General features: G+C 63.3%; 28 protein-coding genes. 17 read left to right on the plus strand and 11 right to left on the minus strand.

The genetic code is table 11. The features are described from left to right. Positions 1 to 420: a PaaI family thioesterase gene (locus XH88_RS12660; RefSeq protein WP_271668625.1), complete on the minus strand. Its 420-nt coding sequence runs from the start codon at positions 418 to 420 to the stop codon at positions 1 to 3. Between the two features lie 537 nt (positions 421 to 957). On the opposite strand from XH88_RS12660, the gene XH88_RS12665 reads away from it, so the two are divergent. The 9 genes from XH88_RS12665 (at position 958) to XH88_RS12705 (ending at position 9,854) form a co-directional block, all read left to right on the plus strand. Next, on the plus strand, positions 958 to 1,974 hold the full coding sequence (locus tag XH88_RS12665) for a TRAP transporter substrate-binding protein (protein WP_271668626.1): 1,017 nt from the start codon (positions 958 to 960) through the stop codon (positions 1,972 to 1,974). A gap of 167 nt (positions 1,975 to 2,141) precedes the next feature. Continuing rightward, a complete protein-coding gene (locus XH88_RS12670; protein ID WP_271668627.1) occupies positions 2,142 to 2,651 on the plus strand; it encodes a TRAP transporter small permease in 510 nt (169 codons plus the stop codon). A 2-nt stretch (positions 2,652 to 2,653) separates the two neighbouring features. Then, positions 2,654 to 3,973: a TRAP transporter large permease gene (locus XH88_RS12675; RefSeq protein ID WP_271668628.1), complete on the plus strand. Its 1,320-nt coding sequence runs from the start codon at positions 2,654 to 2,656 to the stop codon at positions 3,971 to 3,973. A gap of 12 nt (positions 3,974 to 3,985) precedes the next feature. Continuing rightward, positions 3,986 to 4,447: a DUF3237 domain-containing protein gene (locus XH88_RS12680; protein ID WP_271668629.1), complete on the plus strand. Its 462-nt coding sequence runs from the start codon at positions 3,986 to 3,988 to the stop codon at positions 4,445 to 4,447. Between the two features lie 243 nt (positions 4,448 to 4,690). Beyond that, positions 4,691 to 5,500 (plus strand): crotonase/enoyl-CoA hydratase family protein, encoded by an 810-nt coding sequence (locus tag XH88_RS12685; protein ID WP_271668630.1) that lies wholly within the window; start codon positions 4,691 to 4,693, stop codon positions 5,498 to 5,500. Continuing rightward, positions 5,497 to 7,380, plus strand: a complete 1,884-nt coding sequence (locus XH88_RS12690) for a feruloyl-CoA synthase (RefSeq protein WP_271668631.1) — start codon at positions 5,497 to 5,499, stop codon at positions 7,378 to 7,380. The genes XH88_RS12685 and XH88_RS12690 overlap by 4 nt, the downstream gene beginning before the upstream one ends. A 25-nt stretch (positions 7,381 to 7,405) precedes the next feature. Then, on the plus strand, positions 7,406 to 8,167 hold the full coding sequence (locus XH88_RS12695) for a 3-hydroxyacyl-CoA dehydrogenase (protein ID WP_271668632.1): 762 nt from the start codon (positions 7,406 to 7,408) through the stop codon (positions 8,165 to 8,167). 25 nt (positions 8,168 to 8,192) lie between these two features. After that, positions 8,193 to 8,624 (plus strand): acyl-CoA thioesterase, encoded by a 432-nt coding sequence (locus tag XH88_RS12700; protein WP_271668633.1) that lies wholly within the window; start codon positions 8,193 to 8,195, stop codon positions 8,622 to 8,624. A gap of 78 nt (positions 8,625 to 8,702) precedes the next feature. Further along, positions 8,703 to 9,854 carry an ABC transporter substrate-binding protein gene (locus XH88_RS12705; protein WP_271668634.1) on the plus strand — a complete coding sequence of 384 codons (1,152 nt, stop codon included), beginning with the start codon at positions 8,703 to 8,705 and terminating at the stop codon, positions 9,852 to 9,854. Positions 9,855 to 9,933: 79 nt separating this feature from the next. On the opposite strand, the gene XH88_RS12710 is transcribed toward XH88_RS12705, so the two are convergent. Both XH88_RS12710 and XH88_RS12715 read right to left on the minus strand, forming a co-directional pair. Then, positions 9,934 to 10,662, minus strand: a complete 729-nt coding sequence (locus tag XH88_RS12710; RefSeq protein ID WP_271668635.1) for a glutathione S-transferase family protein — start codon at positions 10,660 to 10,662, stop codon at positions 9,934 to 9,936. Positions 10,663 to 10,701: 39 nt separating this feature from the next. Next, positions 10,702 to 10,977, minus strand: coding sequence for a hypothetical protein (locus XH88_RS12715; RefSeq protein WP_271668636.1), 276 nt, complete (start codon positions 10,975 to 10,977; stop codon positions 10,702 to 10,704). Positions 10,978 to 11,089: 112 nt separating this feature from the next. Between XH88_RS12715 and XH88_RS12720 the strand changes: the two genes are divergently transcribed. Both XH88_RS12720 and XH88_RS12725 read left to right on the plus strand, forming a co-directional pair. Next, positions 11,090 to 11,788, plus strand: a complete 699-nt coding sequence (locus XH88_RS12720; protein ID WP_271668637.1) for a helix-turn-helix transcriptional regulator — start codon at positions 11,090 to 11,092, stop codon at positions 11,786 to 11,788. Between the two features lie 2 nt (positions 11,789 to 11,790). Beyond that, entirely contained in the window at positions 11,791 to 12,105 is a 315-nt protein-coding gene (locus tag XH88_RS12725; protein WP_271668638.1) for a YkgJ family cysteine cluster protein, read from the plus strand. Here XH88_RS12725 and XH88_RS12730 read toward each other — a convergent pair. Continuing rightward, entirely contained in the window at positions 12,102 to 12,500 is a 399-nt protein-coding gene (locus tag XH88_RS12730; RefSeq protein WP_271668639.1) for a hypothetical protein, read from the minus strand. The genes XH88_RS12725 and XH88_RS12730 overlap by 4 nt on opposite strands. A gap of 207 nt (positions 12,501 to 12,707) precedes the next feature. Then, positions 12,708 to 13,055: a DUF3307 domain-containing protein gene (locus tag XH88_RS12735; RefSeq protein WP_271669052.1), complete on the minus strand. Its 348-nt coding sequence runs from the start codon at positions 13,053 to 13,055 to the stop codon at positions 12,708 to 12,710. A gap of 454 nt (positions 13,056 to 13,509) precedes the next feature. Between XH88_RS12735 and XH88_RS12740 the strand changes: the two genes are divergently transcribed. From XH88_RS12740 to XH88_RS12750, 3 genes are all read left to right on the plus strand, one after another. After that, on the plus strand, positions 13,510 to 13,728 hold the full coding sequence (locus XH88_RS12740) for a hypothetical protein (RefSeq protein ID WP_271668640.1): 219 nt from the start codon (positions 13,510 to 13,512) through the stop codon (positions 13,726 to 13,728). A 174-nt stretch (positions 13,729 to 13,902) separates the two neighbouring features. After that, positions 13,903 to 15,012 (plus strand): cyclic nucleotide-gated ion channel, encoded by a 1,110-nt coding sequence (locus XH88_RS12745; RefSeq protein ID WP_271668641.1) that lies wholly within the window; start codon positions 13,903 to 13,905, stop codon positions 15,010 to 15,012. Positions 15,013 to 15,024: 12 nt separating this feature from the next. Beyond that, entirely contained in the window at positions 15,025 to 15,810 is a 786-nt protein-coding gene (locus XH88_RS12750; protein WP_271668642.1) for an enoyl-CoA hydratase/isomerase family protein, read from the plus strand. A 3-nt stretch (positions 15,811 to 15,813) separates the two neighbouring features. On the opposite strand, the gene XH88_RS12755 is transcribed toward XH88_RS12750, so the two are convergent. Together XH88_RS12755 and XH88_RS12760 are read right to left on the minus strand one after the other, a co-directional pair. Next, a complete protein-coding gene (locus XH88_RS12755; protein ID WP_271668643.1) occupies positions 15,814 to 16,248 on the minus strand; it encodes a DUF6157 family protein in 435 nt (144 codons plus the stop codon). A gap of 16 nt (positions 16,249 to 16,264) precedes the next feature. Then, a complete protein-coding gene (locus tag XH88_RS12760; RefSeq protein ID WP_271668644.1) occupies positions 16,265 to 16,909 on the minus strand; it encodes a glutathione S-transferase family protein in 645 nt (214 codons plus the stop codon). A gap of 85 nt (positions 16,910 to 16,994) precedes the next feature. Between XH88_RS12760 and XH88_RS12765 the strand changes: the two genes are divergently transcribed. Both XH88_RS12765 and XH88_RS12770 read left to right on the plus strand, forming a co-directional pair. Beyond that, positions 16,995 to 18,014 (plus strand): helix-turn-helix transcriptional regulator, encoded by a 1,020-nt coding sequence (locus tag XH88_RS12765; protein ID WP_271668645.1) that lies wholly within the window; start codon positions 16,995 to 16,997, stop codon positions 18,012 to 18,014. A gap of 98 nt (positions 18,015 to 18,112) precedes the next feature. Then, positions 18,113 to 18,346 (plus strand): hypothetical protein, encoded by a 234-nt coding sequence (locus XH88_RS12770; protein ID WP_271668646.1) that lies wholly within the window; start codon positions 18,113 to 18,115, stop codon positions 18,344 to 18,346. Between the two features lie 54 nt (positions 18,347 to 18,400). Here XH88_RS12770 and XH88_RS12775 read toward each other — a convergent pair whose 3' ends face one another. The 3 genes from XH88_RS12775 to XH88_RS12785 form a co-directional block, all read right to left on the minus strand. Beyond that, positions 18,401 to 19,348 carry a fatty acid desaturase gene (locus XH88_RS12775; RefSeq protein WP_271668647.1) on the minus strand — a complete coding sequence of 316 codons (948 nt, stop codon included), beginning with the start codon at positions 19,346 to 19,348 and terminating at the stop codon, positions 18,401 to 18,403. Between the two features lie 15 nt (positions 19,349 to 19,363). Beyond that, positions 19,364 to 20,383: an alpha/beta fold hydrolase gene (locus XH88_RS12780; RefSeq protein ID WP_271668648.1), complete on the minus strand. Its 1,020-nt coding sequence runs from the start codon at positions 20,381 to 20,383 to the stop codon at positions 19,364 to 19,366. 159 nt (positions 20,384 to 20,542) lie between these two features. Next, positions 20,543 to 21,346, minus strand: a complete 804-nt coding sequence (locus XH88_RS12785) for an MBL fold metallo-hydrolase (protein ID WP_271668649.1) — start codon at positions 21,344 to 21,346, stop codon at positions 20,543 to 20,545. Positions 21,347 to 21,529: 183 nt separating this feature from the next. Between XH88_RS12785 and XH88_RS12790 the strand changes: the two genes are divergently transcribed. Continuing rightward, complete coding sequence (locus XH88_RS12790) at positions 21,530 to 22,723, plus strand: MFS transporter (protein ID WP_271668650.1); 1,194 nt, start codon at positions 21,530 to 21,532, stop codon at positions 22,721 to 22,723. A 38-nt stretch (positions 22,724 to 22,761) separates the two neighbouring features. Here XH88_RS12790 and XH88_RS12795 read toward each other — a convergent pair whose 3' ends face one another. After that, complete coding sequence (locus XH88_RS12795) at positions 22,762 to 24,375, minus strand: acyl-CoA synthetase (RefSeq protein ID WP_271668651.1); 1,614 nt, start codon at positions 24,373 to 24,375, stop codon at positions 22,762 to 22,764. Positions 24,376 to 24,729: the final 354 nt, after the last annotated feature.

A 24,729-nucleotide genomic window follows, 5' to 3' on the forward strand; every position in this document is an offset into this window, starting at 1 on the left:
TCAGCCTTTCTTCGGCACGACGCGAAACGTGCCGCTGGCCCGCGCAATCACGGCCCCGTCGGCCTTGATCAGGCTCTGCGCGAAGCAGATCGTCTTGCCGGTCTTGATCACGTCGCTCTCGATCGAGCACCAATGGCCGATCTCGGCGGAGCCGACGAAGTCGATCGAGAGCGAGACCGTCACGAACGAGGTGCTCCAGTTCGTCGCTTGCGCGCAGCTATAGCCCATCGCGTTGTCGGCGAGCGCGGCGATCAGGCCGCCATGGATCAGGCCGCGGCCGTTGGTGTGCGGCCGTGCCAGCCGCAGACCGACGATGACGGCCCTTTCGGTTTTCTTTGCGTAGAGCGGCTCCCAGGGTTCGGTGAGCGGGCTCTTGCGGGACAACGGCTCGAAGCCTTCGGGAATGTCGGCGCTGGTCATGCGTGTCTCACGTCCGTTGCAATGATCATTGCCATTGAATGCGATCGACGTGACGGACGCATCAATTACAAAGTTTTAAACGGGTTTTGCGCGGGTGTTTGAAGCGCGCAAGCCGGTGATGACGCACGAATCCTGTAGAGTGAAAAAGGCGCATCGCGCGGTGCTCCCCATCGCGCGGCGACTACGGAATTTCGTGGACACGCTACGCTTTGTCCGGCTTACGACCTCCAAAAAAGCTGCCCAAGCAGCAATCCTGCCGGTCCGGCCCAGGATTGCGGCTATTGTCCGCAATACTTGCTCCGCCCGATCCTGTAGGCTTTCGTACGGTTCGCTTGTCGCAGTTATCGGCGCGCGATAATTATAACATATAACGGTTTGAAAGGGGGGCTGGTCGCCGGACAGCGACAAACCCACGCAACATCGCTGACGTAGTTGACGGACCAGTTCCGGCTTGAACGCGCCGGCTAAATAGATAACATGTTAATTAACGAGACCGGGCCATCGAAGCCCGCCGTCACAAAGAGGGAGAGACGTGTGATGAGAAAAGCCTGTCTGGCTTTGCTGCTGGCAGCAAGCGTGAGCCCTGCGTTGGCGCAGGATAAGACCTTCGACCTGAAGGTCTCGCACTGGGTGCCGGCCTCCCACCCGTTGCAAAAGTCTTTGGAAGACTGGGTTGCCGCGGTGAACAAGGATTCCGGCGGCACCATCACGGGAAAGGTGTTTCCGGCTCAGCAACTCGGCAAGGCCTTCGATCATTACGACATGGCGCGCGATGGCATCGCCGACGTCACCTACGTCAATCCCGGCTACCAGCCCGGGCGCTTCCCGATCATCGGCGCCGGCGAATTGCCGTTCCTGATCTCGGACGCCAAGGGCGGCTCAGAAGGACTGGACGCCTGGTATCGCAAATATGCCGAGAAGGAGATGAAGGACGTCAAATACTGCCTCGCCTTCGTCCACTCGCCCTCCTCCTTCCACTCCCGCACCAAGAAGATCGTGATGCCGGAGGACGTGAAGGGCATGAAGGTTCGTCCGGCGCACGCCACCATGGCGAATTTCGTCACTTCGCTTGGCGGCACGAATGTGCAGTCCTCCGCGCCTGAGGTGCGCGACATCATCGAGCGCGGCGTCGCCGACGCGGTGACCTTCCCCTGGGGCTCGCTGGTGCTATTCGGCATCGACAAGGTGACCAAGTACGACATGGAGGCCCCGCTCTACACCACGACCTTCGTGTTCGTGATGAACAAGGACAAGTACAATGCGATGTCCGACAAGCAGAAGGCCGCGATCGACAAGAACTGCTCGACCGAGATGGCCGGCGTGGTCGGCGAGCACTGGGGCAAGTTCGAGGACGCCGGAATCGACAAGGTGAAAGCGGAAGGAAGTCACGAGGTCTACAAGCTGACACCGGACCAGACGGCCGCCTGGAAGAAGGCCTCCGAGCCGCTGGTCAAGACCTGGGCCGGCGGCGCGAAGAAGGCCGGCGCCGATCCGGACGCTGCGCTTGCGGAGCTCAAGGCGTCGCTGAAGAAGTACAACGCGCTGGCGGAATAGCTTCGCGTCGCAAGAAGCAAGGCGGCGAGGGGCATCTCGCCGCCGTTATTCTGCAAGTGCGTCATCAGGAGCGTGCGACGCTTCCTCCTCTCCCCGCCTGCGGGCAGAGGCGAAGCCTGCCGCCTGAGCCGAGAACGAGTATGACATCAGACGACAAGACAGCTCCCATGAAGCGCTCATGGATGGACCGCATCATCGACACGATCGAATGGATCGCGGCCGCGTTCGTCGGTATTGTCGCGCTCGACATTTTCCTGTCGGTGCTGCTGCGCAACACGCTCAACTATTCGATCCCCGATAGTTTCGACATCGGCCGCATGCTGCTCGGCATCCTCATTTTCTGGGGTATCGCGGCGACCTCCTATCGCGGCACGCACATCACGGTCGACCTGGTCTGGGGCAATGTCGGGCCGCGCTATCAGCGCTGGATCGACGTGTTCGCCACGCTGGTGCTGCTGTTCGTCGTCACTGTTCAGACCTGGACGCTGTTCGACAAGGTCCGCGGCACCTACAACGACAACGTCCAGACCTTCGACATGCACATGCCGACCTGGCCGTTCTTTGCCATCGCCTGGATCGGCGACGTTTCGGCCGTGCTGCTGATCGCGATTCGCACTTACCGGCTGATCTTCCATCCCGAAGACATGCACGACCCCAAGCTGAAGGCGACGGAGTAATCATGAGCACCGATGCCGTCGCCGTTATCGGCTTCGTTTCCTTGTTTGCGTTGATGCTGTTGCGCGTGCCCGTCGGCATGGCGATGGGCCTCGTCGGCGTCTCCGGCTTCTCCTATCTGGTCGGCGCAACGCCGGCGCTGAAGCTCGTTGGCCAGACCTCGATGCGCACGGTCACCGACTATACTTTTGGCGTGATCCCGATGTTCCTGCTGATGGGGTCCTTCGTCAGCAACTCCGGCATGAGCCGCGAGCTGTTCCGCGCCGCCAACGGTTTCGTCGGACATCTACGGGGCGGGCTCGGCATCGCCACCGTCGGCGCCTGCGGCGGCTTTGCCGCGATTTGCGGTTCTTCGGTTGCGACCGCCGCGACCTTCTCGGCCGTCGCCTATCCCGAGATGCGCCGCTTCGGCTATCCGCAATCGTTTGCGACAGGCGTGATCGCCGCCGGCGGCACGCTTGGCGCAATGCTGCCGCCTTCGACCGTGCTTGCTGTTTACGGAATCATCACCGAGCAGGACATCGGAAAGCTCTTCATCGCCGGCATCATCCCGGGCCTCCTGGCGATGACGATGTACATGATCACGATCTTTCTGATCGGCTATACCCGCCCCGACTTTCTGCCCAAGGGCAAGGTGCTGCCCTGGCGCGAGCGCTTTGCGGGCCTCAAGGATATCTGGGCGCCGGTGCTGCTGTTCGTGTTCGTGATCGGCGGCCTCTACGGCTTGCCTTTCCTGCCGCGCTTCACGCCGACCGAAGCCGGCGGCGTCGGCGCCACGGGCGCCTTCATCATCGGCGTGGCCACCGGACGGCTCGACCGCGAGAAGGTGCTGGCTTCGCTGCTTCAGGCAACACGCACGGCGGCCGCCGTGTTCACCGTGCTGATCGGCGCGCTGATCTTCGGCTATTTCCTGACGGTGACGCAGACGCCGCAGAAGGTGACCGAATTCCTCACCGGCCTGGGCCTGGGCCCGTACGGCGTGCTGGCGCTGATCATGGGGATGTATCTCGTGCTCGGCTGCCTGATGGACGCGATGGCGATGATCATCCTGACGGTGCCGATCATCTTCCCCGTGATCACGCATCTCGGCTTCGACCCGATCTGGTTCGGCGTCATTATCGTGATGACGGTCGAACTCGGCTTGATCCATCCGCCTGTCGGCATGAACGTCTTTGTCATCAAGAGCGTGGTGAAGGACGTGTCCTTCTCCACCATCTTCAAGGGCGTGATCCCGTTCGTGGCGACCGATCTCGTGCGTCTGGTGATCCTGATCGCCTTCCCCTTGCTGGCAACCTGGCTGCCGACGCGGATGATGGCTCACTAGAGAGGTGGAGCGATGACGACACCGACGCTCGAGACAAAATACGTCTTCACCATCACTGCAAGGATCGGCGACGTCGTCACCGCCGGCGAGACCGGCATCGGCGTGCGTCGCATCATCCCGATCATCGGCGGCGAGGTGATGGGCGCGCTGTCAGGCAAGGTGCTGCCCTTCGGCGCCGACTTCCAGACCATCCGCCCCAACGAACTCATCGATCTCGAGGCCAAATATGCCTTCGAGACCGATGACGGCGCAATTGTCTATGTCGAGAACAGGGGCATGCGCTTCGGCCCGGTCGAGCTGCTGCAAAAGCTCAAGCGCGGCGAGCCGGTCGATCCGAAGCTGATCTATTTCCGCACCGTGCCCAAATTCGAGACCGGGCACGAAGAGTATCGCTGGCTCATGGAGCGCATTTTCGTCGGGTCGGCCGCACGGCATGCGGACCGGGTGGTCATCGACGTGCATCAGGTGATGTGAGACAGCTGCGGCCTCGTCATTGCGACCGCAGCGAAGCAATCCAGACTGACTCCGCGCAGGATTGCTTCGCTGCGCAATGACGAAGAAGTGGCAAGGGCTGCGCGTCACAACATGCTCCCGCCCCCTCGGACCGGGGGATCCGACGCGTGACAGATCAAGGCCTACCGCGCCCCATCACGGGGCCAACCATATTGACTCCCCCAGAATTCGTTATACAACATAACTATTCTGACAAGGACGCAAATGACACAGGGAAACGCCGAGACCGCTGGCGCGGGCGCCTCCGGGTTGCTTCAAATCGAGAGGGTGGACCGTGTTCTGACCGTGGGTCTGAACCGGCCGGCCAAGCGCAATGCGCTCAATGACGGCATCATTCTCGAAATCGGCGAATGTTTTACGTCCCTGCCCGAGGACATCGGCGCGGTGGTCATTCACGGCATTGGCGACCATTTCTCCAGCGGCCTCGACCTGTCCGAGCTCCAGGACCACGACGCCAGTGGCGGCCTCCTGCATTCACAGATGTGGCACCGGGTGTTCGATCGCATCCAGTACAGCCGCGTCCCCGTCATCGCCGCGCTCAAGGGCGCCGTGATCGGCGGCGGACTGGAGCTTGCCTGCGCGGCACATATCCGCGTCGCCGAACCCTCGACTTACTTCGCGCTGCCGGAAGGACAGCGCGGCATCTTCGTCGGTGGCGGCGGCTCGGTGCGGCTGCCGCGGCTGATCGGCGTCGCACGAATGATGGACATGATGCTGACGGGTCGCGTCTATAGCGCGACCGAGGGCGCGTCTTACGGCTTTGCGCAATATGTCACGGAGGCCGGCAACGGTCTTGCCAAGGCGCTGGAGCTTGCGACCAAGATTGCGTCCAATGCGCCGCTGACGAATTTCGCGGTGCTCCAGGCATTGCCGATGATCGCGGAAGCCAATCCGCAGACCGGCCTGTTGATGGAATCGCTGATGGCCACGGTCGCCCAGAGCGATAAAGAGGCAAAACGCAGGATTCGCGAATTCCTCGAGCACAAGACCGCAAAGGTAAAGCCGAAGTCATGAGCGCGCAGCCGTCCTCTTCCAGCACAGAGCGCGGCGTGAGCAATTCTCCGCTGCGACCGATCTCGTTCGGCGATCCCGTCGTCGACATCGAGCGTCGCGCCGATGGCACGATTTATCTGCGGCCGAAGCAGCCGCTCGGCGACTATCCCGCCCGCATCACCGACCGCCTGCATCACTGGGCGACGACGACGCCTGACCGAATCTTCATGGCGGAGCGCGACGGCGGGCGCGGCTGGCGCAAGATCACCTATGCCGAGCTGCTCACGGCGAGCCGCCATATCGCCTCAGGGCTGATCCAGCGCGGCCTGTCGGCGGAGCGGCCGGTCGTCATCCTCTCCGGCAATTCGATCGACCATGCGCTGCTCGCCTTCGGCGCGTTCTATGCCGGCGTCCCGTTCTGTCCGGTGTCGCCGGCCTATTCGCTGGTATCGAAAGATTACGGCAAGCTCTCCTATCTGATGAAGCTGCTGACGCCCGGCCTCGTTTTCGCCGAGGATGCCGACAAATTCGCCGACGCGCTCGCCGCCAACGTCTCGCTGGGCACCGAGATCGCCGCGTCCTACGGCCATGTCCCAGGCCGCGACGTCACCCTGCTCGCCGACCTCATGGCGACGCCCGTACGTAGCGACCTCGACGCCGTGCACGGCAGGATCGGCCCCGACACGATCGCAAAGTTCCTGCTGACGTCGGGCTCGACCGGCAATCCCAAGGCCGTCATCAACACCCAGCGCATGATCTGCGCCAACCAGGTGATGCTGCGCGAGACGCTCGCCTTCCTCAAGGACGAGCCGCCTGTGATCATCGACTGGCTGCCATGGAATCACACCTTTGGCGGCAACCACAATATCGGGCTGACACTCTACAATGGCGGCTCGATGTATCTGGACGCCGGCAAGCCGGTGCCCGGCGGCATCGAGGAGACCGTGCGCAATCTCCAGGAGATTTCGCCGACGGTCTATTTCAACGTGCCCAAGGGCTATGAATCGCTGCTGCCTTATTTGCGCGATGACCAGGGCCTTCGTGCAAAATTCTTCGATCGCCTGCACGCGATGTTCTTCTCGGGCGCGGCGCTCTCGCCCTTCGTCTGGAACAGTCTCGACGAACTCGCGGTGAAGGAAAAAGGCTATCGCGTGCCGATGCTGACCGGCCTTGGCGCCACCGAGACCGCGCCGTTCTTCATGTCGGTCAATCCGCGCACCAGCCGCTCCGGCCATGTCGGGCTGCCGGTATCAGGCAATGACGCCAAGCTGGTGCCGAACAACGGCAAGCTGGAAGTGCGCTGCAAGGGCCCGAACGTGATGCCCGGCTATTGGCGACAGCCGGACATCACCGCAAAATCGTTCGACGAGGAAGGCTTCTACAAGCTTGGCGACGCGCTCAAGCCCGCCGATCCGGACGATCTCAACGCCGGCTTTGATTTCGACGGCCGCGTCAGCGAGGACTTCAAGCTCGCGAGCGGCACCTGGGTCAGCGTCGGCCCGCTGCGCGCGCGCCTCACGGCGGCCTGCGCGCCGCTCGTGCGCGACGTCGTCATCGCCGGCATCAACCGCGACGAGGTCTCCGCCCTCGTGCTGCTCGATCTCGACGGTTGCCGGCTGATCAATCCGACCTTGCCGGCCGACAACCTCACCGTCACCGCGCGAGACCGGCTGGTGCGCGAAGCCTTCCGCGAGCGCCTGACGCACTTTCTTTCGTCGGCGACCGGCTCCTCAACCCGGATCACCCGTGCGATCCTGTTGGATGAACCGCTCTCGATCGACAAGGGCGAGGTCACCGACAAGGGCTCGATCAACCAGCGCGCGGTGCTGGAGCATCGCGCCGCCTTGATCGACGAGCTCTACGCTGCCAATCCCTCGGGCCGTGTGATATCGGTCGGGTAAGAAATCATCGCCATAGGAGAACGCCATGTTGTTGAAGGATCAGGCCGCCATCGTCACCGGCGGCGCATCGGGACTGGGCGCGGCGACTGCGCGGAAACTGGCGGCGCAAGGCGCCAAGGTCGCGGTGTGCGATCTCAATGCCAAGCTCGCCGAGACCGTTGCCGCCGAAATCAAGGGCGTCGCCGTGACCTGCGACGTCTCCGATGCCGCCTCCGCGGAAGCTGCGATCGCGCAGGCAACCAAGGCCTATGGACCGGCACGCGTGCTGGTCAACTGCGCCGGCATCGGCGTTGCCAAGCGCGTGGTCGGCCGCGACGGCCCGATGGCACTTGCCGATTTCGACAGGGTGATCAAGGTCAATTTGATCGGCACCTTCAACATGCTGCGCCTTGCCGCGACCGAGATGTCCAAGCTCGAGCCGCAGGTGAGCGGCGAGCGCGGCGTCATCATCAACACCGCCTCCGTCGCGGCCTATGACGGCCAGATCGGCCAGTCCGCCTACTCGGCCTCGAAGGGTGGCATCGTCGGCATGACCTTGCCGATCGCGCGCGAGCTCGCGCAATTCGGCATCCGCGTGCTGACCATCGCGCCCGGTCTGTTCCTGACGCCGCTGCTCGCCAATCTGCCCCAGGAAGCCCAGGACTCGCTCGCCGCGGCGATCCCCTTCCCGCGCCGGCTCGGCAACGCCGACGAATTCGCCGCGCTTGCCCTGCATATGGTCGAGAACTCCTACCTTAACGGCGAAGTGGTGCGCCTCGACGGCTCGCTGCGCATGGCGCCCAAGTAACTTCGTAGAGTAGGACGCGCAACGCATGTTCGTGAACCGGCGCGAGGTCCAGATCCAGTGGGGCGACTGCGACCCCGCCAACATCGTCTACTATCCGCGTTATTTCGCGATGTTCGACGATTCGACCTCGGCCCTGTTCGAGGTCGCCGGGTTCTCAAAGCAGGACCTGGTCCGCAAATACGGCCTCGTCGGCATCCCCATGGTCGACACGCGGTCCAAATTCTACATCCCCTCGACCTATGGCGACTGGATCACCATTGAGACGAAGATCGAGAGCATCAAGCGCTCGAGCTTCGAGGTGAAGCACAACGTCTACAAGGGCGAGGCGCTCGCCATCGAAGGTTTCGAGACCCGCGTCCTGGTCGGGCGCGACCCCGACAACCCCGACAAACTGAAATCGGCGCCATTCCCTCCGGAAATGGTAGCCAAATTCACAGGGAGCGAGGTCCGGAGCTAAATCGCCACATCACCAAAAGACGGGGCTGAATTCGTCCCCGATTTCTGCTTTCAAAGAATAACGTCAAGGGAGGAATAGATGAAACGCTTTTACATGACCGCCGCCATCGCGGCGGCGACGCTGACGCTGCCGGCGCTGCCCGCGCTGGCCCAGACCGCCGACATCACCATCGGCATCAGCGTGACCACCACGGGTCCTGCCGCTGCACTCGGCATCCCCGAGCGCAATGCGCTGGAATTCGTGCCGAAGGAAATCGGCGGCGTGCCGCTGAAAGTGATCGTGCTCGACGACGGCGGCGACCCGACCACGGCAACCACCAACGCACGCCGCTTCGTCACGGAGTCCAAGGCCGACATCATCATGGGCTCGTCGACGACGCCGCCCTCGATCGCGATCTCCAACGTCGCCAACGAAGCCGGCATTCCTCATTTCGGTCTTGCGCCGTTCCCGATCACGCCCGAACGCGCCAAGTGGTCGGTGTCGATGCCCCAGCCGATTCCGATCATGGGCAAGGTGCTCTACCAGCACATGAAGGCTCATAACGTGAAGACGGTCGGCTATATCGGCTATTCCGACTCCTATGGCGACCTCTGGTTCAACGACTTCAAGGCCCAGGCCGTGCCAATGGGCATGACCATGGTCGACGAAGAACGCTTCGCGCGGCCGGACACGTCCGTTACCGGACAGGTCCTGAAGCTCGTCGCGGCCAATCCCGACGCGATCCTGGTCGGCGCCTCCGGGACTGCGGCCGCATTGCCGCAGACCGAGCTGCGCGAGCGCGGCTATAAGGGCCTGATCTACCAGACCCACGGCGCGGCCAGCATGGACTTCATCCGCATCGCCGGCAAAGCGGCCGAAGGCGTGCTGATGGCGTCCGGCCCGGTGATGGATCCGGAAGACCAGCCCGACAGCGCACTCACCAAGAAGCCGGGCCTGGCGCTCAACGCCGCCTATGAGGCCAAATACGGCCCGCATAGCCGGAGCCAGTTCGCCGGCCATTCCTACGACGCCTTCGAGGTGCTGAAGCGCATCATCCCGACCGCCCTGAAGACGGCCAAGCCCGGCACGCCGGAATTCCGCGAAGCCATCCGCCAAGCCTGGCTGACCGAACGGGATATCGCGGCAAGCCAGGGCGTCTACAACTTCACGGAAAAGGATCGCTACGGCCTCGACGACCGCTCGCGCATCCTGCTCACCGTCAAGGACGGCAAGTACACACTCGCGAAGTAAGCGGCGACAGTCGCCCGAAACGACAAGAGCCGGCCCATCGGGCCGGTTCTTTTCTTTTGCGTTTTCCGTGCCGTCTGCGTCAGGCCGCCTGGCGCAGCGGCGTCCAGGCGAACTCCGGATAATAGGTGTCCATCAACCGGTCGACATAGGCGGTGAGGTTCGGGAATCCTTCCGCGCGCTCGCGCAGGCTGGAGTCGAAGAACGGCGTCAAGATGCCCGCAAGCGCGCCGAACGCGGTCGCATCGACCCCGCTGGGCTTGTTGCCCATCAGATAGGATTTATCGCCGAGCTGCACCGACAGCGCAAACAGCGAGCGGACCGCGAGATCGACATCGTCATCGGGGGCGTGGCGACCGAGACCGGACAGCAGGTAGTTCTCGGCGACGCGGAACTGCGCATCTTCACGCAGCTTCTCGCGGCTGTGCTCGGGCGCGCCGTCGAAGAAATGCGCAGGCCCCTTGGCGAAATTGGCGGCATCGACCCAGCGCGCACCAACCAGCGCCCAGTAGACGTGGTGCTCGATCATGCGCTCGAAAGCCCAGGCTTGCGCGCGCTCCTGCAAGGAGAGACCCGCGTCGAAATCGAAGCCGTAGCGGCGCTCGATATGGGCGCGGATGAAGGTCGAATCGGCTACTGCCTCGCCACCATCGTCGATGAACGGCAATTGCCCCTTCGGTGAGGCCGGCGGCATCGCGCGCTCCTTCCTGTAGGGCAGTCCCGCCATCTTGAGCTGCACCTCGGTTTTGGTGACGAAAGGGCTGATTTCCGGCAGGCCGAAGCCGGTGCCAAAGCCGTAAAGCGTGATCATGAGAGCTCTCCTGGACCCTACCGAAAAAGTTGACGGAACCTAGCGCCGGGCTGCTGCCACCATGGTGGCAGCAGCCGTGATATCTTCTGCGAAACGGGCCCCCCGAAAGGCGCGGCCCATGACATGGCGGACCAGCGCGTCCGCAGCCTGGATCAACGAGCGTGTCAGCATGGTCGCAAGCGCAACGCGGAGATCGACGATCGTGAGATCGAAAAATGTGAGGCGGCTGAAGGTCCAGGCATACAGCGAGACATGCAAGGGGGCCCGAGTCCGCCACAACGGACCGCCCGGACCGAAATGGGTTGGAATGATCATGGACAAATCCTCTTCAGTCGATGTGTTGTCCCGGTATAGAACTCCCCTGCTGCCAACATCCTGTCAGCAGCCACGCGCCATTTTCTGATCTGCCTATGATGAGAGAATTGTCATGAGACGCGCCGACCGGCTGTTTCAGATCATCCAGGTGCTGAGGCGCACCCGTAAGCCGCTGACGGCCGATGCGATCGCGGCCGAGCTCGAGACCTCGAAGCGAACGATCTATCGCGACATCGCCACGCTGATTGGCCAGCGCGTGCCGATCCGCGGCGAAGCCGGCATGGGGTACATTCTGGAGAAAGGTTTCGACCTGCCGCCCCTGATGCTGACACCCGACGAGATCGAGGCGGCGGTGCTGGGCGCACAATGGGTCGCCGGCCATGCCGATTCGACGCTGGCACGCGCGGCGGAAGACTTGATGGCCAAGATCGCCGACACCGTACCCGAGCGGCTGCGCCCATTCGTCTTGGAGCCGGCCAGCCGCGCGCGGCCGAGCTGGAACCGGGAGCCGGACCGCCTCGACATGGCGCGCACGCGCACCCAGATCCATGAAGGCAAGAAGATCATGCTGCGCTATCGCGACGAGCAGGGCCGCCCCAGCGAACGCATGATCTGGCCGATCACGGTCGGCTATCTCGAAGCGGTGCGCCTGCTCGCGGCCTGGTGCGAACTACGCAGCGACTTCCGCAGCTTCCGCACCGATCGCGTCGTGGATGCGACCTATCTCGACGAAAGATATCCTGAAAGGCGCGACGTGCTGCGCGCGAAATGGCGGCAGAGCCTGGTCTGGGGCCCGCCGAAAGATACCTGACGATGCAAGAAATCGATCTCTCGAGCCTTTGCCAGAGCTGCGGCGCCTGCTGCGGCTATTCGCAGAACTGGCCGCGCTTCTCGATCGAGAGCGACGAGGAGCTCGCGTTGATCCCGGAGGCGCTCGTCAATGCGCGTCAATCCGGCATGCGCTGCGAGGGTGATCGTTGTTCGGCGTTGCAGGGAGAGATCGGCAAGACGACGGCGTGCGGCGTCTATGCGGTGCGGCCGGAGGTGTGCCGCACCTGCATGCCCGGCGACGCCGAATGCGCAATGGCACGGCGGAAGTTCGGACTGCCTGATATAGAGACCGCTTAGGCGAGGACGGCTTCGGCGATCTCGTCGTCGATTTCGTCGTCCAGCGGTGCGAGCACCGAGAGCGGCTTGGTCGACAGCGTGATCGGCTTGCGGCCACCCGACAGCGACGGGGACGATTTGGCTGACCCCGCGCGCGAGAGCGCATAGAGCGTCGAGCCGACACGGCCGCCATTCTCGATCAGATCGCGCTCGCTGCAGCTGGCTGCGATCGCGACCGCCAGCGAATGAAGGTGGCTGCGGCGATAGCAGAACAGCGCCAGCCTGGCGCGCGCGTCAGGGGAAACACTCTCAACCAGCCTCGGCAGGCCACTCTCGCTGGCGCGGTACATCTCGCCAAGGAGCTCGTCGCGAACCGGGCAGAAATCGCTTTCATAAGCGTCGCGGCTTGAAAACATTGCAGTTCTCCCTCGTGTCGGGAAGATGCCGCGTAATTCTCTAATGAAAGGTTAACCACCCTGGGCGGTAGTCACCCGGTGTCCTTGCCGTATGCCGCGAATCAGAAAGGCCCCCTAGCCGGGTTGAATACGGGGACGGCGGCGGCCTTGACGGCCATGTTTCGAGGCGCTCGCCTTGGCGGGCTCCTCAAGCTGAGGCTCGTGGTCTCAGTTCGCCGCCATGAAGATGGAGAGGCCGAAGCCGGTCAGGTGATGCAGCGCCTGGTCGACGCCGATCAGGGTCCAGAACCAGGGGTGCTCCTGGTTGACGCCGAGATTGGCCGAGACCAGCCCCTTGGCGCGATCGATCGTGATGTGGATGACGAAATCAATCAGCGCCACGAACCAGAATTTCGGCGCAACGATCAGGATCAGCGGCAGCGCAACCGCAAGATGAATCAGGCAATGCACCAGGAGCGGCAGGGCCCAGCCGTGCTTCTGGTCCTTGCCATGCGCCATCCAGGCGGTCTGCAGCACGAAATCAGCGATGATGTGCTTGAAAGTGAGCAGCAACATCCAGCCAATGAGCGCTTCGACCGGAACCGCCGATGACAGGGGTGGAAACGACAAAGCCGACGCCCTCGTTGAATCGAAAAGAAAAATGGAGCGTTCAGCGCAACCTCTTCTTGGACCCGATTTGATCATCGAGACCGGCGATTTATGGCATCTCCGGCGCTGGAATGCAGCCCGGGGGAACCGGAAAATCGCCGACTGTGGCTAAACGGTGATAGCATCCTCAAACGCCACGGATCTGAATAAGGCTACGTCCGCTGGCGAGATCGAAGCTGCCTTCCCCCCTCGCATGGAGACAGTGATGTCGGGATGGTAAAGACAGTCCAGAGCGCCTGACCTATCGATACCTGCCCGGCCACCGGAGGGTCGTCTTTTCCCGGCGAAGCGCTGCATCCCGCCCCTGGAACAGTTTGCCCTACGCAACCGTTGGTTATCGGCACAACCCGGAGAACGCACCATGCGTATGCTCCTTCTCATCATCTTGCTGGGAATGCTGGTTGCGGTCGGTTACTTCGCCTATTCGGCCATGGCCGTCGGAGGCGATCCGATCCCGACAGACGGTTATGTGGCGCTGGCGCTCGGGGCGGGGTTCTCAGTGATCGTCGGCGTCGGCCTGATGATGCTGCTGTTCTTGAGCAGCCGCCGAGGCTATGACGAACCTCCACGTTTCAAGTAGCGGTCGGTCCCCGGCACCGACCGGCCCCGCCGTGCCAGGCAGCTGCGCCCTGTCCCCGGGGTGGATGGTGCGGCCGCCCGTCCCGTCGTTGACGGCCCCGGTGCGGGCGGGCACTTTGGCGCCGAAGTCCCAGCCTTGGGACCGCGAGCACTAAAACCGAGCCGCCACCCCGTCATGTCCAAGCCGAAGTTCCCCGCTCTGGGCCAGTTCGTGGCCGCGACCGCCGGCCGCAACATGACCAAGGCGGCCTATGTGGCCGTGACTGTTGGTGTGCTCAGCATGGTGCTGCTGACCGTCGATCGAGCCTACGAGACGGCGCACCGCTGGGTCGACGTTCTGCTTTGGGCCTGCCTGGTCTATTTCGTGTTCGAATGGCTGGTCCGACTGCGCCACATGGCGCGGCAGGGGCGGCTGGCACTCTACATGTCCTCCTCTGCGGGGCTGGTCGACGCTTTGGGGGCGCTGGCCGTGCCGGTCGCGCTGGTCTTCGGCGTCGAGCCCAAAACGGCCTGGCTGCTGAGCGTGCTCTGGGTCTTGAAGGTGGTGCCGGGCATTCCCGGCCTGCGCCAGCTGCGCCGGGTGCTCGTATTGGAATCAGGGCCGCTGGTCAGCGTGCTCGTGATCTTCCTGATGGTGGTCTTCCTCGCCTCCGTCGCCGAGTATTTTCTGGAGCGGGACGTGCAGCCGCAGACGTTCGGCAGCGTTCCTGCCGCGCTGTGGTGGGCGGTCGTCACGCTGACCACGACAGGTTATGGCGACGTCGTGCCGATCACGCCGCTTGGCCGCATGGTCGCGGCGCTGGTGATGATCTCCGGCCTCGGCGTGTTCGGTCTCTGGACCGGTATTCTGGCGACCGGATTCGCCGCGGAAACCCGGCGCGACAATTTCCTCAAGACCTGGGAATCCGTCAGCAAGGTCCCGTTCTTCGCGGCGCTGGGACCGGCGGCCATCGCCGACGTCACCCACATGCTGCGCACGATGGACCTGCCGGCCCGCACCATGATCATCCGCAAGGGTACGCAGGGCGATTGCATGTATTTCATCGCCGCCGGCGCGGTCGAGGTCGACCTGCCCGGCAAGAAGGTCCAGCTCGGCGAGGGCGCCTTCTTCGGCGAGATGGCGCTGCTCGGCAACAACATGCGCGGCGCCAATGTCTCGACCACGAAAGTGTCGCGACTGCTGGTGCTCGACCTCGTCGACTTCCGCGTGCTGATGGCGCGGCACCCCGATTTGGCCGAGACCATCGACGCCGAGGCGAAACGTCGCGCGCTGGAGAACAAGTAAGTGGAGACAAGAATGTCGGATACAGCCGACGCGGCAAGCCCCCCCGTGCTGGAAATCAATGGCGCACGCGCGACCATCCGCCTGAACCGGCCAAAGCATCTCAACCGGCTCCAGGCGGAGGATCTCGGCGAGTTGGTCAAGCTGTTCGACCGGGTGGAGGCCGATCCCGATATCCGCGTGGTGGTGCTGACCGGAACGGGGCGTGCGTTCTCGGCCGGCTATGACCTCAACTCGGTGGCAGAGCGAGCGGTGAGCGTGAGCGAGCAGCAGAGCGCTGGCTCCGCCTTCGAGATCGTCGTCAACCGTCTGGAAGATCTCGGCGTGCCGACAATCTGCCGGCTCAATGGCGGCGTCTATGGCGGCTCGACCGACCTCGCCCTCGCCTGCGATTTCCGCATCGGAGTCGACACCGCCGAGATGTTCATGCCGGCGGCCCGCCTCGGGCTGCACTATTACAGGAGCGGCATCCAGCGCTACGTGACGCGGCTCGGGGTCGACAATGCGAAACGGCTGTTCCTCACCGCGCAGAAGATCGGCGCCCCGGAGATGCTGCGGATCGGCTATCTGACCGCCATGGTGCCGGAGGAGATGCTCGACGTGGAGGTCGACAGGCTCGCCGACATTCTCGCCGGGAATGCGCCGATCGCAATGCGCGGCATGAAACGCGCGATCAATGAATTCGCCCGTGGCGAACTGGATGAGCGAGCTGCCGACCAGCGCCACCGCGAGAGCATGCGCGGCGACGAGATCAAGGAAGGCATCAAGGCATTTGCTGAAAAGCGGCCACCGCGGTTCTGAAGTTCATCCCCGCTTGGATCGCATCGCGCGCGCTTGCGTGAGCTTTGAATCGTGCGACAGCGCTTGATAGCGATCGCTGTCGACAGCGTAGATCGCGATACGGCCTTCGCTGTCGGCGTGTACACCCCAGCCGTAGCGCTTGCCGAGGCCTGAAGCACGCATGCAGGCCTGTCCGCGCGAGAAGAACGCGGAGCGTACAGCGTTCCTTTTCGACTTGGACGCCTTGGTTCCAAGTTCGCGCCCTTGCGCTGAGGTCGCGAAGATCACGTCGTCGGACGTGTACCTGTAAGGTGCATTTGCGATCATCGCATATTGCAGTCCTGCCACCGTCGGCCGTCCCGCCCGCGTCGGCGGCTCCTCGCCGGAGCGCGCCGGACAGTCCTCGGCTACCCCGATGAACGTATCGAAACAGTTGGTCGTATGGATCGGCTTGATCATGTGAGGTCCGGGCCCTTCACCCTCCCGAGGCCGCGGCATGCTGCGCCGCCATTTCATCATCCGCTGCACTGACGCGCTGGAACGCAGGCCGCGAGGTGATGCGTTCAGCGTAGCGGACGAAGACGTCCCTTTTAGGCACGATGCCGAACATCATGGTCCAGCTGAACGCCACGCCCCACAGGATATCGGCGGCGGTCATGCGCTCGCCAAGCAGGTACGGCCCCTTCGACAGCTGCGCCTCGAGCGCGCCCAGCATGGTGTCGTAATCGGCGTAAGGCGACTGCGTTATCGGCGCCGGCTCGCGCTGCATGAACTTGTCGATCAGGGCGGGCTCGAAGGAGGAGCCATAATAGGCGATCCAGCGCAAGTAGGGACCCCGCAATGGGTCGTTGAGCGCCGGCGTGAGCCCTGCCTGCGGAAACAGATCGGCCAGATAGATGAAGATGGCGACCTGCTCGGTCACAAGCGCCTCGCCGTGCCTGACGGCCGGCACCTTGCCGAGCGGATTGATGGCGAGATAGGGAGACCTCCGCTGCTCGCCGGCCTTCATGTTGAGGACGTGGAGATCGTAGGGAGCGCCCAGTTCCTCCAGCAGCACCCGCGTGCCGGTGGCCCGGCTCTGCGGCGAATAATACAGCGCGATGCGGTTCGGATCGGTCATGGCGGGTCCCCCTCGGGCCGGTGGCGAGGTGCATCTTATAGCCAAACATACCTGACATCTTGTGTCAGGTATGGTTTAAGGGATCATGCGCGCGAGCCGGATGCTGTCGATCCTCACCACCCTCCAGGCCAAGGGGCAGGTCACTGCGCCCGAGCTTGCAGAGGCGTGCGAGGTCTCGGTGCGCACGATCTATCGCGACATCGACGCACTCGCGGCCTCCGGCGTTCCTGTTTATGCCGACCGCGGTGCGGAGGGCGGTTACCGCCTGCTCGATGGCTATCGCGTGCGCTTGAACGGCCTGTCTCCGAGCGAAGCGGGCGCGCTGTTTCTCGCAGGTCTTCCGGGCCCCGCGACGGCGCTGGGGCTGGATGCGGCGATGATCGCCGCGCAGAACAAGCTGATGGCGGCGCTGCCCGCGAATCTGCGCGAAGATGCCGGGCGCATGCAGGAGCGCTTCCATCTGGATGCGCCGGGCTGGTTCGGCGAGGCGGAGGAACCAAGACATCTGCGCACGATTGCCGGCGCGGCTCTGCGCGGAACGTTCATCAAGATCCGCTACCAGAGCTGGCGCGCCGAGAAGCAGCGTCGTGTCGCCCCGCTCGGCCTCGTGCTGAAGGGCGGCGGCTGGTACCTCGCAGGGCAAGTCGACGGCAGCGTGCGCACCTATCGCGTTGCGCGCGTGCTCGACTGCACGGCGCTCGACGACCGCTTCGATCGACCCGCCGGTTTCGATCTCGCCACCTATTGGCAGAATGCGACATTGCGGCTGGAGGCCGAGATGCATCCGAATGTGGCGGTCGTGCGGCTCTCGCCGTTGGGCGTGGAGTTGCTCGACGCGTTGAGCCACCCCTATGTCAGGACGCGCACGCGGATTGAAGGGGCCACTGACGTAGACGGCTGGCGCATCGCCAGAGTGCCAATCGGCAAGACGTCATGGCATGCCGCCGCCGAGTTGCTACGGCTCGGCGCCGAGGCTGAAGTGCTGGAGCCCGTCGATCTCCGCGAAAAGATGACGGAGATGACGCGGGCGATGGCCACCCGCTATCGCGCGTCGCCAAAAACCCGACGGCGGCGCATCGCGCCACGTCGGACGAAACAATCCTGAAACACGATTCTCTCCCCTGCACGTGAACGCAATCACGCTTCGCCTCGACCGAGAAGCAGGGACACAACAACGGCTTCGCGCCACACTGGAGAACGAAGATGTTTCGTAAAGTTGCACTTGCTCTGATCGCCGCCGGTTCGCTCGGCGCTGCTGCTCTCGCACCCACCGCCGCTTCGGCTCACGGTTTCCACCACTATTGGGGTCCAGGCTGGGGCTTTGGCGGCGTGTACGTCAACACCGGCATCGACAACTGCTATCAGGAGCGCGTCGTCCAGACCCGCCACGGCCTGCGCGTACGCGTCGTGAATGTCTGCGGGTACACCGTTTACTAGCATCATGCCTTACAAAACTCCGGTCGCGCTACGTCCGGAGTTTTGCCTTACAGGTCAAGTGCTCTGCCAATGCCGGCGAAACCAGATCCAGGTCTCGCGCGTCGTCCTGAGATAGCCGCGGCCGCGATAGACGATCTCGCCATCGACGATCTCGTTCAGTTTCGGCAATGCGTGGAACGGGATCGAAGGATAGGCGTGGTGCTCGACGTGGTAGGGCATGTTCCACGCAATCCATTTAACGAGCGCGCCGGTGTAGGTGGTGCGGGTGTTCTGGAAGGCGCTGCGGGCGCGCTCGCAGCCGGTGTGCTCGGCATAGAGATAGGGCCGCAGGAAGAATTGCCCTGTCATCAGCGGCACGATCCAGACCCAGAGCAGCAATGCTGAGGAAAACCACAGCGAGAGCGCGAACAGCAGCGTATAGAGCGCAGCATAGGCGCGAGCCTCGGTCACGATGGTGGCGCGCTTGCTCTCTGGGATCCAGGGCACGACGACCTTGCCGGTAACGGCGTGACCGAGCATCAGCCACAGCCGGCCGGCAACCTGGACCAATCCGCTATAGGCGATCGCGAGTTGCGTATCGGATGCAGGCTTTACGCTGACAATCAACTCCGGGTCCTTCTCCGGATCCTGGGTATAGCGGTGATGGTCCCAGTGAAACAGGCAGTAATATTCATACGGCAATCCAATGATGAAGGCCGAGAGATAGCCGACCGCGAGGTTGAGGCCACGACTCCTGAAGGCGGTCTTGTGCGCGGTCTCATGTACCGCCATGAACAGGAAAGCGACGAGATAACCCTGCACCGCCATCAGCGGCAGTGCCCAGATGATTCCGTAACGGGAAGACACCATCCAGATTGACGTACCGACCAGCGCGATCATTCCGTAGTGAGCGAGGCTCTGGACTGCGCCCTTCAGATTCGAACGCACCGACAATTCGCGCAGCATGGCCGGGCTCAGCGGCTTCAGGCGGAGGCCGGGCTCTGAAACAGTTGCATCAGTCATGGGTGGGGACCTGTCTTATTTGTCGAGAAGCGCCGCGACCTCTGCCTTGAGGAAGGCCTGGTCACGCGGATTGTTGATGGGGTTGCCGGCGCGATGGCCGTGCAGCGACGGGATCGGATGCAGCACGGCCGACTTCGCGTTGACCAGCATGCGAAGCTCATCCTCATTGTCGCGAGCGTCGAAATAGCGATCGGTCGCGCCCGGCATCAGCAGCATGTGGGCCTTGATCGCGCCTAGCGCCTGGTCGAGATTGCCGCCGAAGGCCGTGCAGCGGCTGATGTCGCCGCGCTGCCAGATTCCGACCTGCGCCAGCAGATCGTTGCCGTCGCGCCGGGCAAAGGTCGTGTCCCAGTTGCGCACGAGATAGTCCTCCAGCGAGGTGAAGCCCGCCTCGCGCCAAAGCTCGTCGCGATAGAAGCCGTGAGACATCGCCCAGCCCGCATAGACGCGGCCCATGGCGCGATAGCCGGCAGTGGGCTTTTCGACGAAGCGGCCGTCGCGGAAGGCGGGGTCGCCAGTCAATGCAGCCTTCACACCTTCGAGAAAGACGTGATTGTAAGGCGCACAGCGCGCACTGCCGCAGACGACCGCTGCACGTGCCACCATCTCGGGATGCAGCGCGGCCCAGTGATAAGCCTGCATGCCACCCATCGACCAGCCATAGACAAGCGCGAGTTTTGTGAGGCCGAAGCGTTCGGTCAGCAGCCGATGCTGGACCGCAATTGCGTCGTGATAGGTAAGCTCCGGGAATGGCCCACCGCCAGAGCCGGACGGCGACGACGACAGGCCGTTTCCGAACAAGTTCGGGATGACGATGAAATAGCGCGAGGGATCGAGCACGCCATCCGGCCCGATCAGCCACTCGGTATCGAAGTGCTGTGCGCTGAACGACGTCGGATAGAGGATCACATTGTCCTTGGCCGGGCTGAGCCGACCGTAGGTCTGATAGGCGAGCTTCATCGCGGGGAAAACGTCGCCGGATTGAAGCGAGACATCCCCGGCCTCGAAAATCTCGTAGTCGCGCTGCCCGGTCATGCGTCCAACTCCCGCTCACGCGGCGCGCAGAACGCGCCCGCCGCAACAACGATGCATCGATCGTGCCGGGCCAGCAAAAGGGGCGTCGCGTCGCTCAATAACTGTACTACTAGTACATTTATTTAGCGGAAGCAACTTCGATTTCAGCGGCCGCCCGGTTTAAGCGATGGCCGCAACATATCGCGCCACTGACGCCGCAAAGGCCGCTTTGGCGCCCGAGGCGATGTTACGCCCCCACCAGGCGCCATAGATGCGGTCGAAGGCGAGCGGCGCGACGGCCGCAGCAATGCGCCGCACCGCTGCTGCATTGAGCGGCATGTAGTTCGGGTAGGAATACATGAAGCTGACGAAGCGACGGTCCATCGTCACTTGCGCGATGTCACCCGTGAGCAACGCACCCTTCCCGTCGGCGCCGCGCGCATGGTGCAGCATGGCGGCGCCCGCGAAATGGCCGCCGGTCCGCAGCAGCAGGACATCGTCCGAGATGCGATGATGATCGCCGCTCCAGTGCACGATCGAGGGATGCGGACGCGTCACCCATTGGCGGTCGTCGGCGTGGAGATAGACCGGCACGCCACCAAAGGCGTCGCTCCAGTCGGCGAGCGCGCCGTAATAGTGCGGGTGCGAGATCGCGATTGCCGTCAGGCCGCCGAGCGATCTGATATGCGCGATCGCTTCCGATGTCGCCAGCGGAATACAGTCCCACATCACGCATCCCCCGCCATCGGGGACCAGCAGCGCGCGCTGGCCGATGGCAAAGCTTGGCTCGAGTGCAATGCCGGTGAGGCCGAGATCGTCGCGCCAGACGAGGCGGTGCCGCTCGGCGAGCGTCTCGCGAGCGAGGAAGGTCTGCCCCTTCCAATTCACATATTGCCGCTCGTCCTCGCAAATCGGACAGGATGTGGGCGGCTTTCCGCTGTCGGGGAATTGGGCACCGCAGGTTTCGCAGATCCAGAGGGGCATGGCTGTCATCCAGAAGGAAAGCAGAGTGTATGAAGTGAGATCGCAATCCTTGAACCGCAAGTCCTGAGGAACCATCGCGATTAACGCAGGTTACTTTCGGGTCCGCCCCGGCAAAAACGGCCGGTCCTGTCAGGCAGTTCGCATGAGGTAGATGCAAACTGCAGCATCACATCCAGCGTATCGATGACGTCGCGCCCCTCCCGTATCTGGCCCCTGTTCGCCGTCAACTTCTTCATGGCGGACATGCAGTCCGGCATCGGGCCGTTTGTCGGCGTGTTCCTCCAGGAGCGCGGATGGGTCACGGGCTTGATCGGTACCGCGCTGACGATCGGCAATGTCGCGGGCATGCTGGTCACGACACCGATCGGAGGATTCATCGACTCCAGCCGGAATAAGCGCCTATGGGTCGTCATCCCCGGCATCTGCGTGGTGCTGGCGTCTGCAATCATCCTGATCTCGCAGAATTTCTGGGCGGTGACGTTCTCCCAAATCGCACAGTCACTGGCGAGCGCGGCGATCGTTCCGGCGGTCACCGGCATCACGCTGGGTATCGCCAAACAAAAGGGCTTCAACGCGCTGAACGGGCGCAACCAGGCCTTCAACCACGCCGGCAACATGGTCGGCGCGGCACTGTCGGGCTATCTCGGCTACAAATTCGGCTATGTCGCCGTGTTCGTTCTGGCCGCCGTGTTCGGCGCCATCGCGATCGCCTGCGTGCTGATGATATCGGCCAAAGACATCGACGACCGGCAGGCTCGCGGCAGCAAGGAGGATGAGAGCAAGAATCCGCCGGATGCCATGTCCGTCCTCCTCAAGCACAAACCTCTCCTGGTGCTGGCGCTAGCGCTGGCCATCTTTCATCTCGGCAATGCAGCGATCGTCCCGCTCTATGGCCTCGCGGCGGTGGCCGAAGGACAGGCCAACGGCCCGAGCTTCGTTGCCACCACCGTGGTCATCGCACAAGGCGTCATGATCGTAACTTCGCTGATCGCGATGAAGGCCGCCAGCAAGCGCAATTACTGGCCGGTGATCCTGGTGTCCTTCATGTTTCTGCCCATCCGAGGCGTGCTGGCGTTCTTCATCACGGGATGGTGGGGCGTGGTGCCGATGCAGGTGCTCGACGGCATCGGGACCGGTCTTCAGACGGTAGCCGTCCCCGGCATGGTCGCGCGGTCGCTCGACGGCACCGGCCGCATCAATCTCGGCCAGGGCGCTGTGATCACGGTGCAAGGTGTCGGCGCGAGTCTGAGCCCGGCGCTCGGCGGCTGGATCGCACAATGGATCGGCTATGGTCCGACGTTCTTGCTGCTCGGCGGCTTTGGCCTCGCATCGACGGCGCTATGGCTGGTGTTTCGCGCGCATGTGAAGAAGTATTGAGCGCCCTCTTCCCGCTTGCGGGAGAAGCGAAGAGCCCCTCACGCCCCGAAACTCTTCTGGACCGACTTGTCGAGCGTCTCACCACCGACGAAGCGCTGTCGGAGTTCGCGCTTGAGCAGCTTGCCGCTCGGATTCTTCGGCAAGGCATCGACGAAGATCACGCGCTTCGGCACCTTGAAATGCGCCATCTGGCCGGCGCAATGTTTGATGACCGACTCTTCGTCGAGCGTCTCACCGGCCTTCACCACGACGATCGCGGTGACCGCCTCGATCCAGCGCGGATCGGGCAATCCGACGACGGCGACTTCCGAAACCGCGGGAATGCGGTAGACCATCTCCTCGACCTCGCGGCTGGCAACATTTTCGCCGCCTGTCTTGATCATGTCCTTGACGCGATCGACCACCGTGATGTGGCCCTCTTCATCGACGGTGGCGAGATCGCCGGAATGGAACCAGCCTCCGGAGAACGCCGCCGCGGTCTTGACGGGATCGTTGTAATAGCCCGACAGCAGATGTGGCGAGCGGTGCACGATCTCGCCGACTTCACCCACCTTCACATCTTCCATCGACGTATTGACCACACGCGTCTCGACGTTGAGCACGGGCTTGCCGGCCGAGCCGGCCTTGCGGAGCTGGTCTTCGGGGCGCAGCACGGTTGCGAGCGGCGCGATCTCGGTCTGCCCGTAGAAATTCCAGAATTTTACGGCGGGCAGGCGGCGCTGCAATTCAAGCAAGACTTCCACCGGCATGATCGAGGCGCCGTAATAGCCCTTCTGCAGGCTCGAGAGATCGGTCTTGTCGAAGTCAGGCGAACGCAGCATCGCGATCCAGATCGTCGGCGGCGCGAAGAAGGAGGTGATCTTGTGCGACTGGATCAGTGCCAGGATATTGTCGGCGGTCGGCTTGCCCGTGATGACGCCGGAGGCGCCGAGATAGATCTGCGGCCCCAGGAAGACGTCGAGCTGGGCGCAATGATAGAGCGGCAGCGCATGCAGGAATTTGTCGTTCACGCTCATGCCGCCGTCGATGATGCAGCTGACATACTGCCACATCACGGCTTCATGGGTCAGCATCGCACCCTTGGGCAGGGATTCCGTTCCGCTCGTGTAGACGATCTGCGCAAGATCACGGCTGTCGACGGGCGTCTCCAGGAATGAGCCGTTGGCGTCAAGGAGATCATCGAAGGTGGTGAGACCCGCCGGCGCCGTGGCGAGATCCTCGCCTGGCAGCCAGATCATCTTTTCGACCGCGCAATCCCTGACGCTTGCGGCCTTCGCCGGTTCGACGAAATCGGGGCCGCTCGCCAGCAGCTTTGCCCCAGAGCTCTTCAGGATGAAATTGATCTCGTCGGGATTGAGCATGAAGTTGATCGGCACCAGCACCGCGCCGATCCGCGCCACGGCGAAACGCAGCGCCGCGAACGCATGCGAATTGCGCGAGAGCACCGCGAGGCGGTCGCCTTTCTTGACGCCGAGCCCGAGCAGGCCACGGCCGAGCCGGTTGCAGATCGCGTCCATCTCGGCGAAGGTCCAGCTCACGCTGCCGCAGCTCACCGCAAGCTTGCCAGGCTCGCGGCCTGCCGAGCGGCGTAGGAGATCGCCGATCGAATGCTCGCGCGCTTTCGCGATGGTGCCTGTGGTATCGCTCGACATTTCCATTCCCCCGAGGATTCAGACGCTGCGCGACGTTCGGCCTTCTGCGCACCCTTCATGTTTGCGCGAACCGTAGTCGGCGCTGCCAGCCTCGTCAAATTGCAGCCGCGCTGGCGCCATGACGCAAGAATTGCCGGTTCGACAGGGCACATTCGGACCGGCGCACCACCGGCCAACGCGACCGTGGGCGCCGGATGCTGGTGGCCGCCGCCGGTGGAGTGAACTTCGCACGCGTCTTGGACCTGCCCGCATTCGAGGCTCTTGAGCCCACGACATTGCGCGGCACGGGAAAATGCGCGCGTGCTCTCTCGGAAATTTCTGCTTCGCCCTCTTTTCGGACGGCCACTCTCTGCG

It is taken from the genome of Bradyrhizobium sp. CCBAU 51627, assembly GCF_028128765.1.
GTDB lineage: Bacteria > Pseudomonadota > Alphaproteobacteria > Rhizobiales > Xanthobacteraceae > Bradyrhizobium.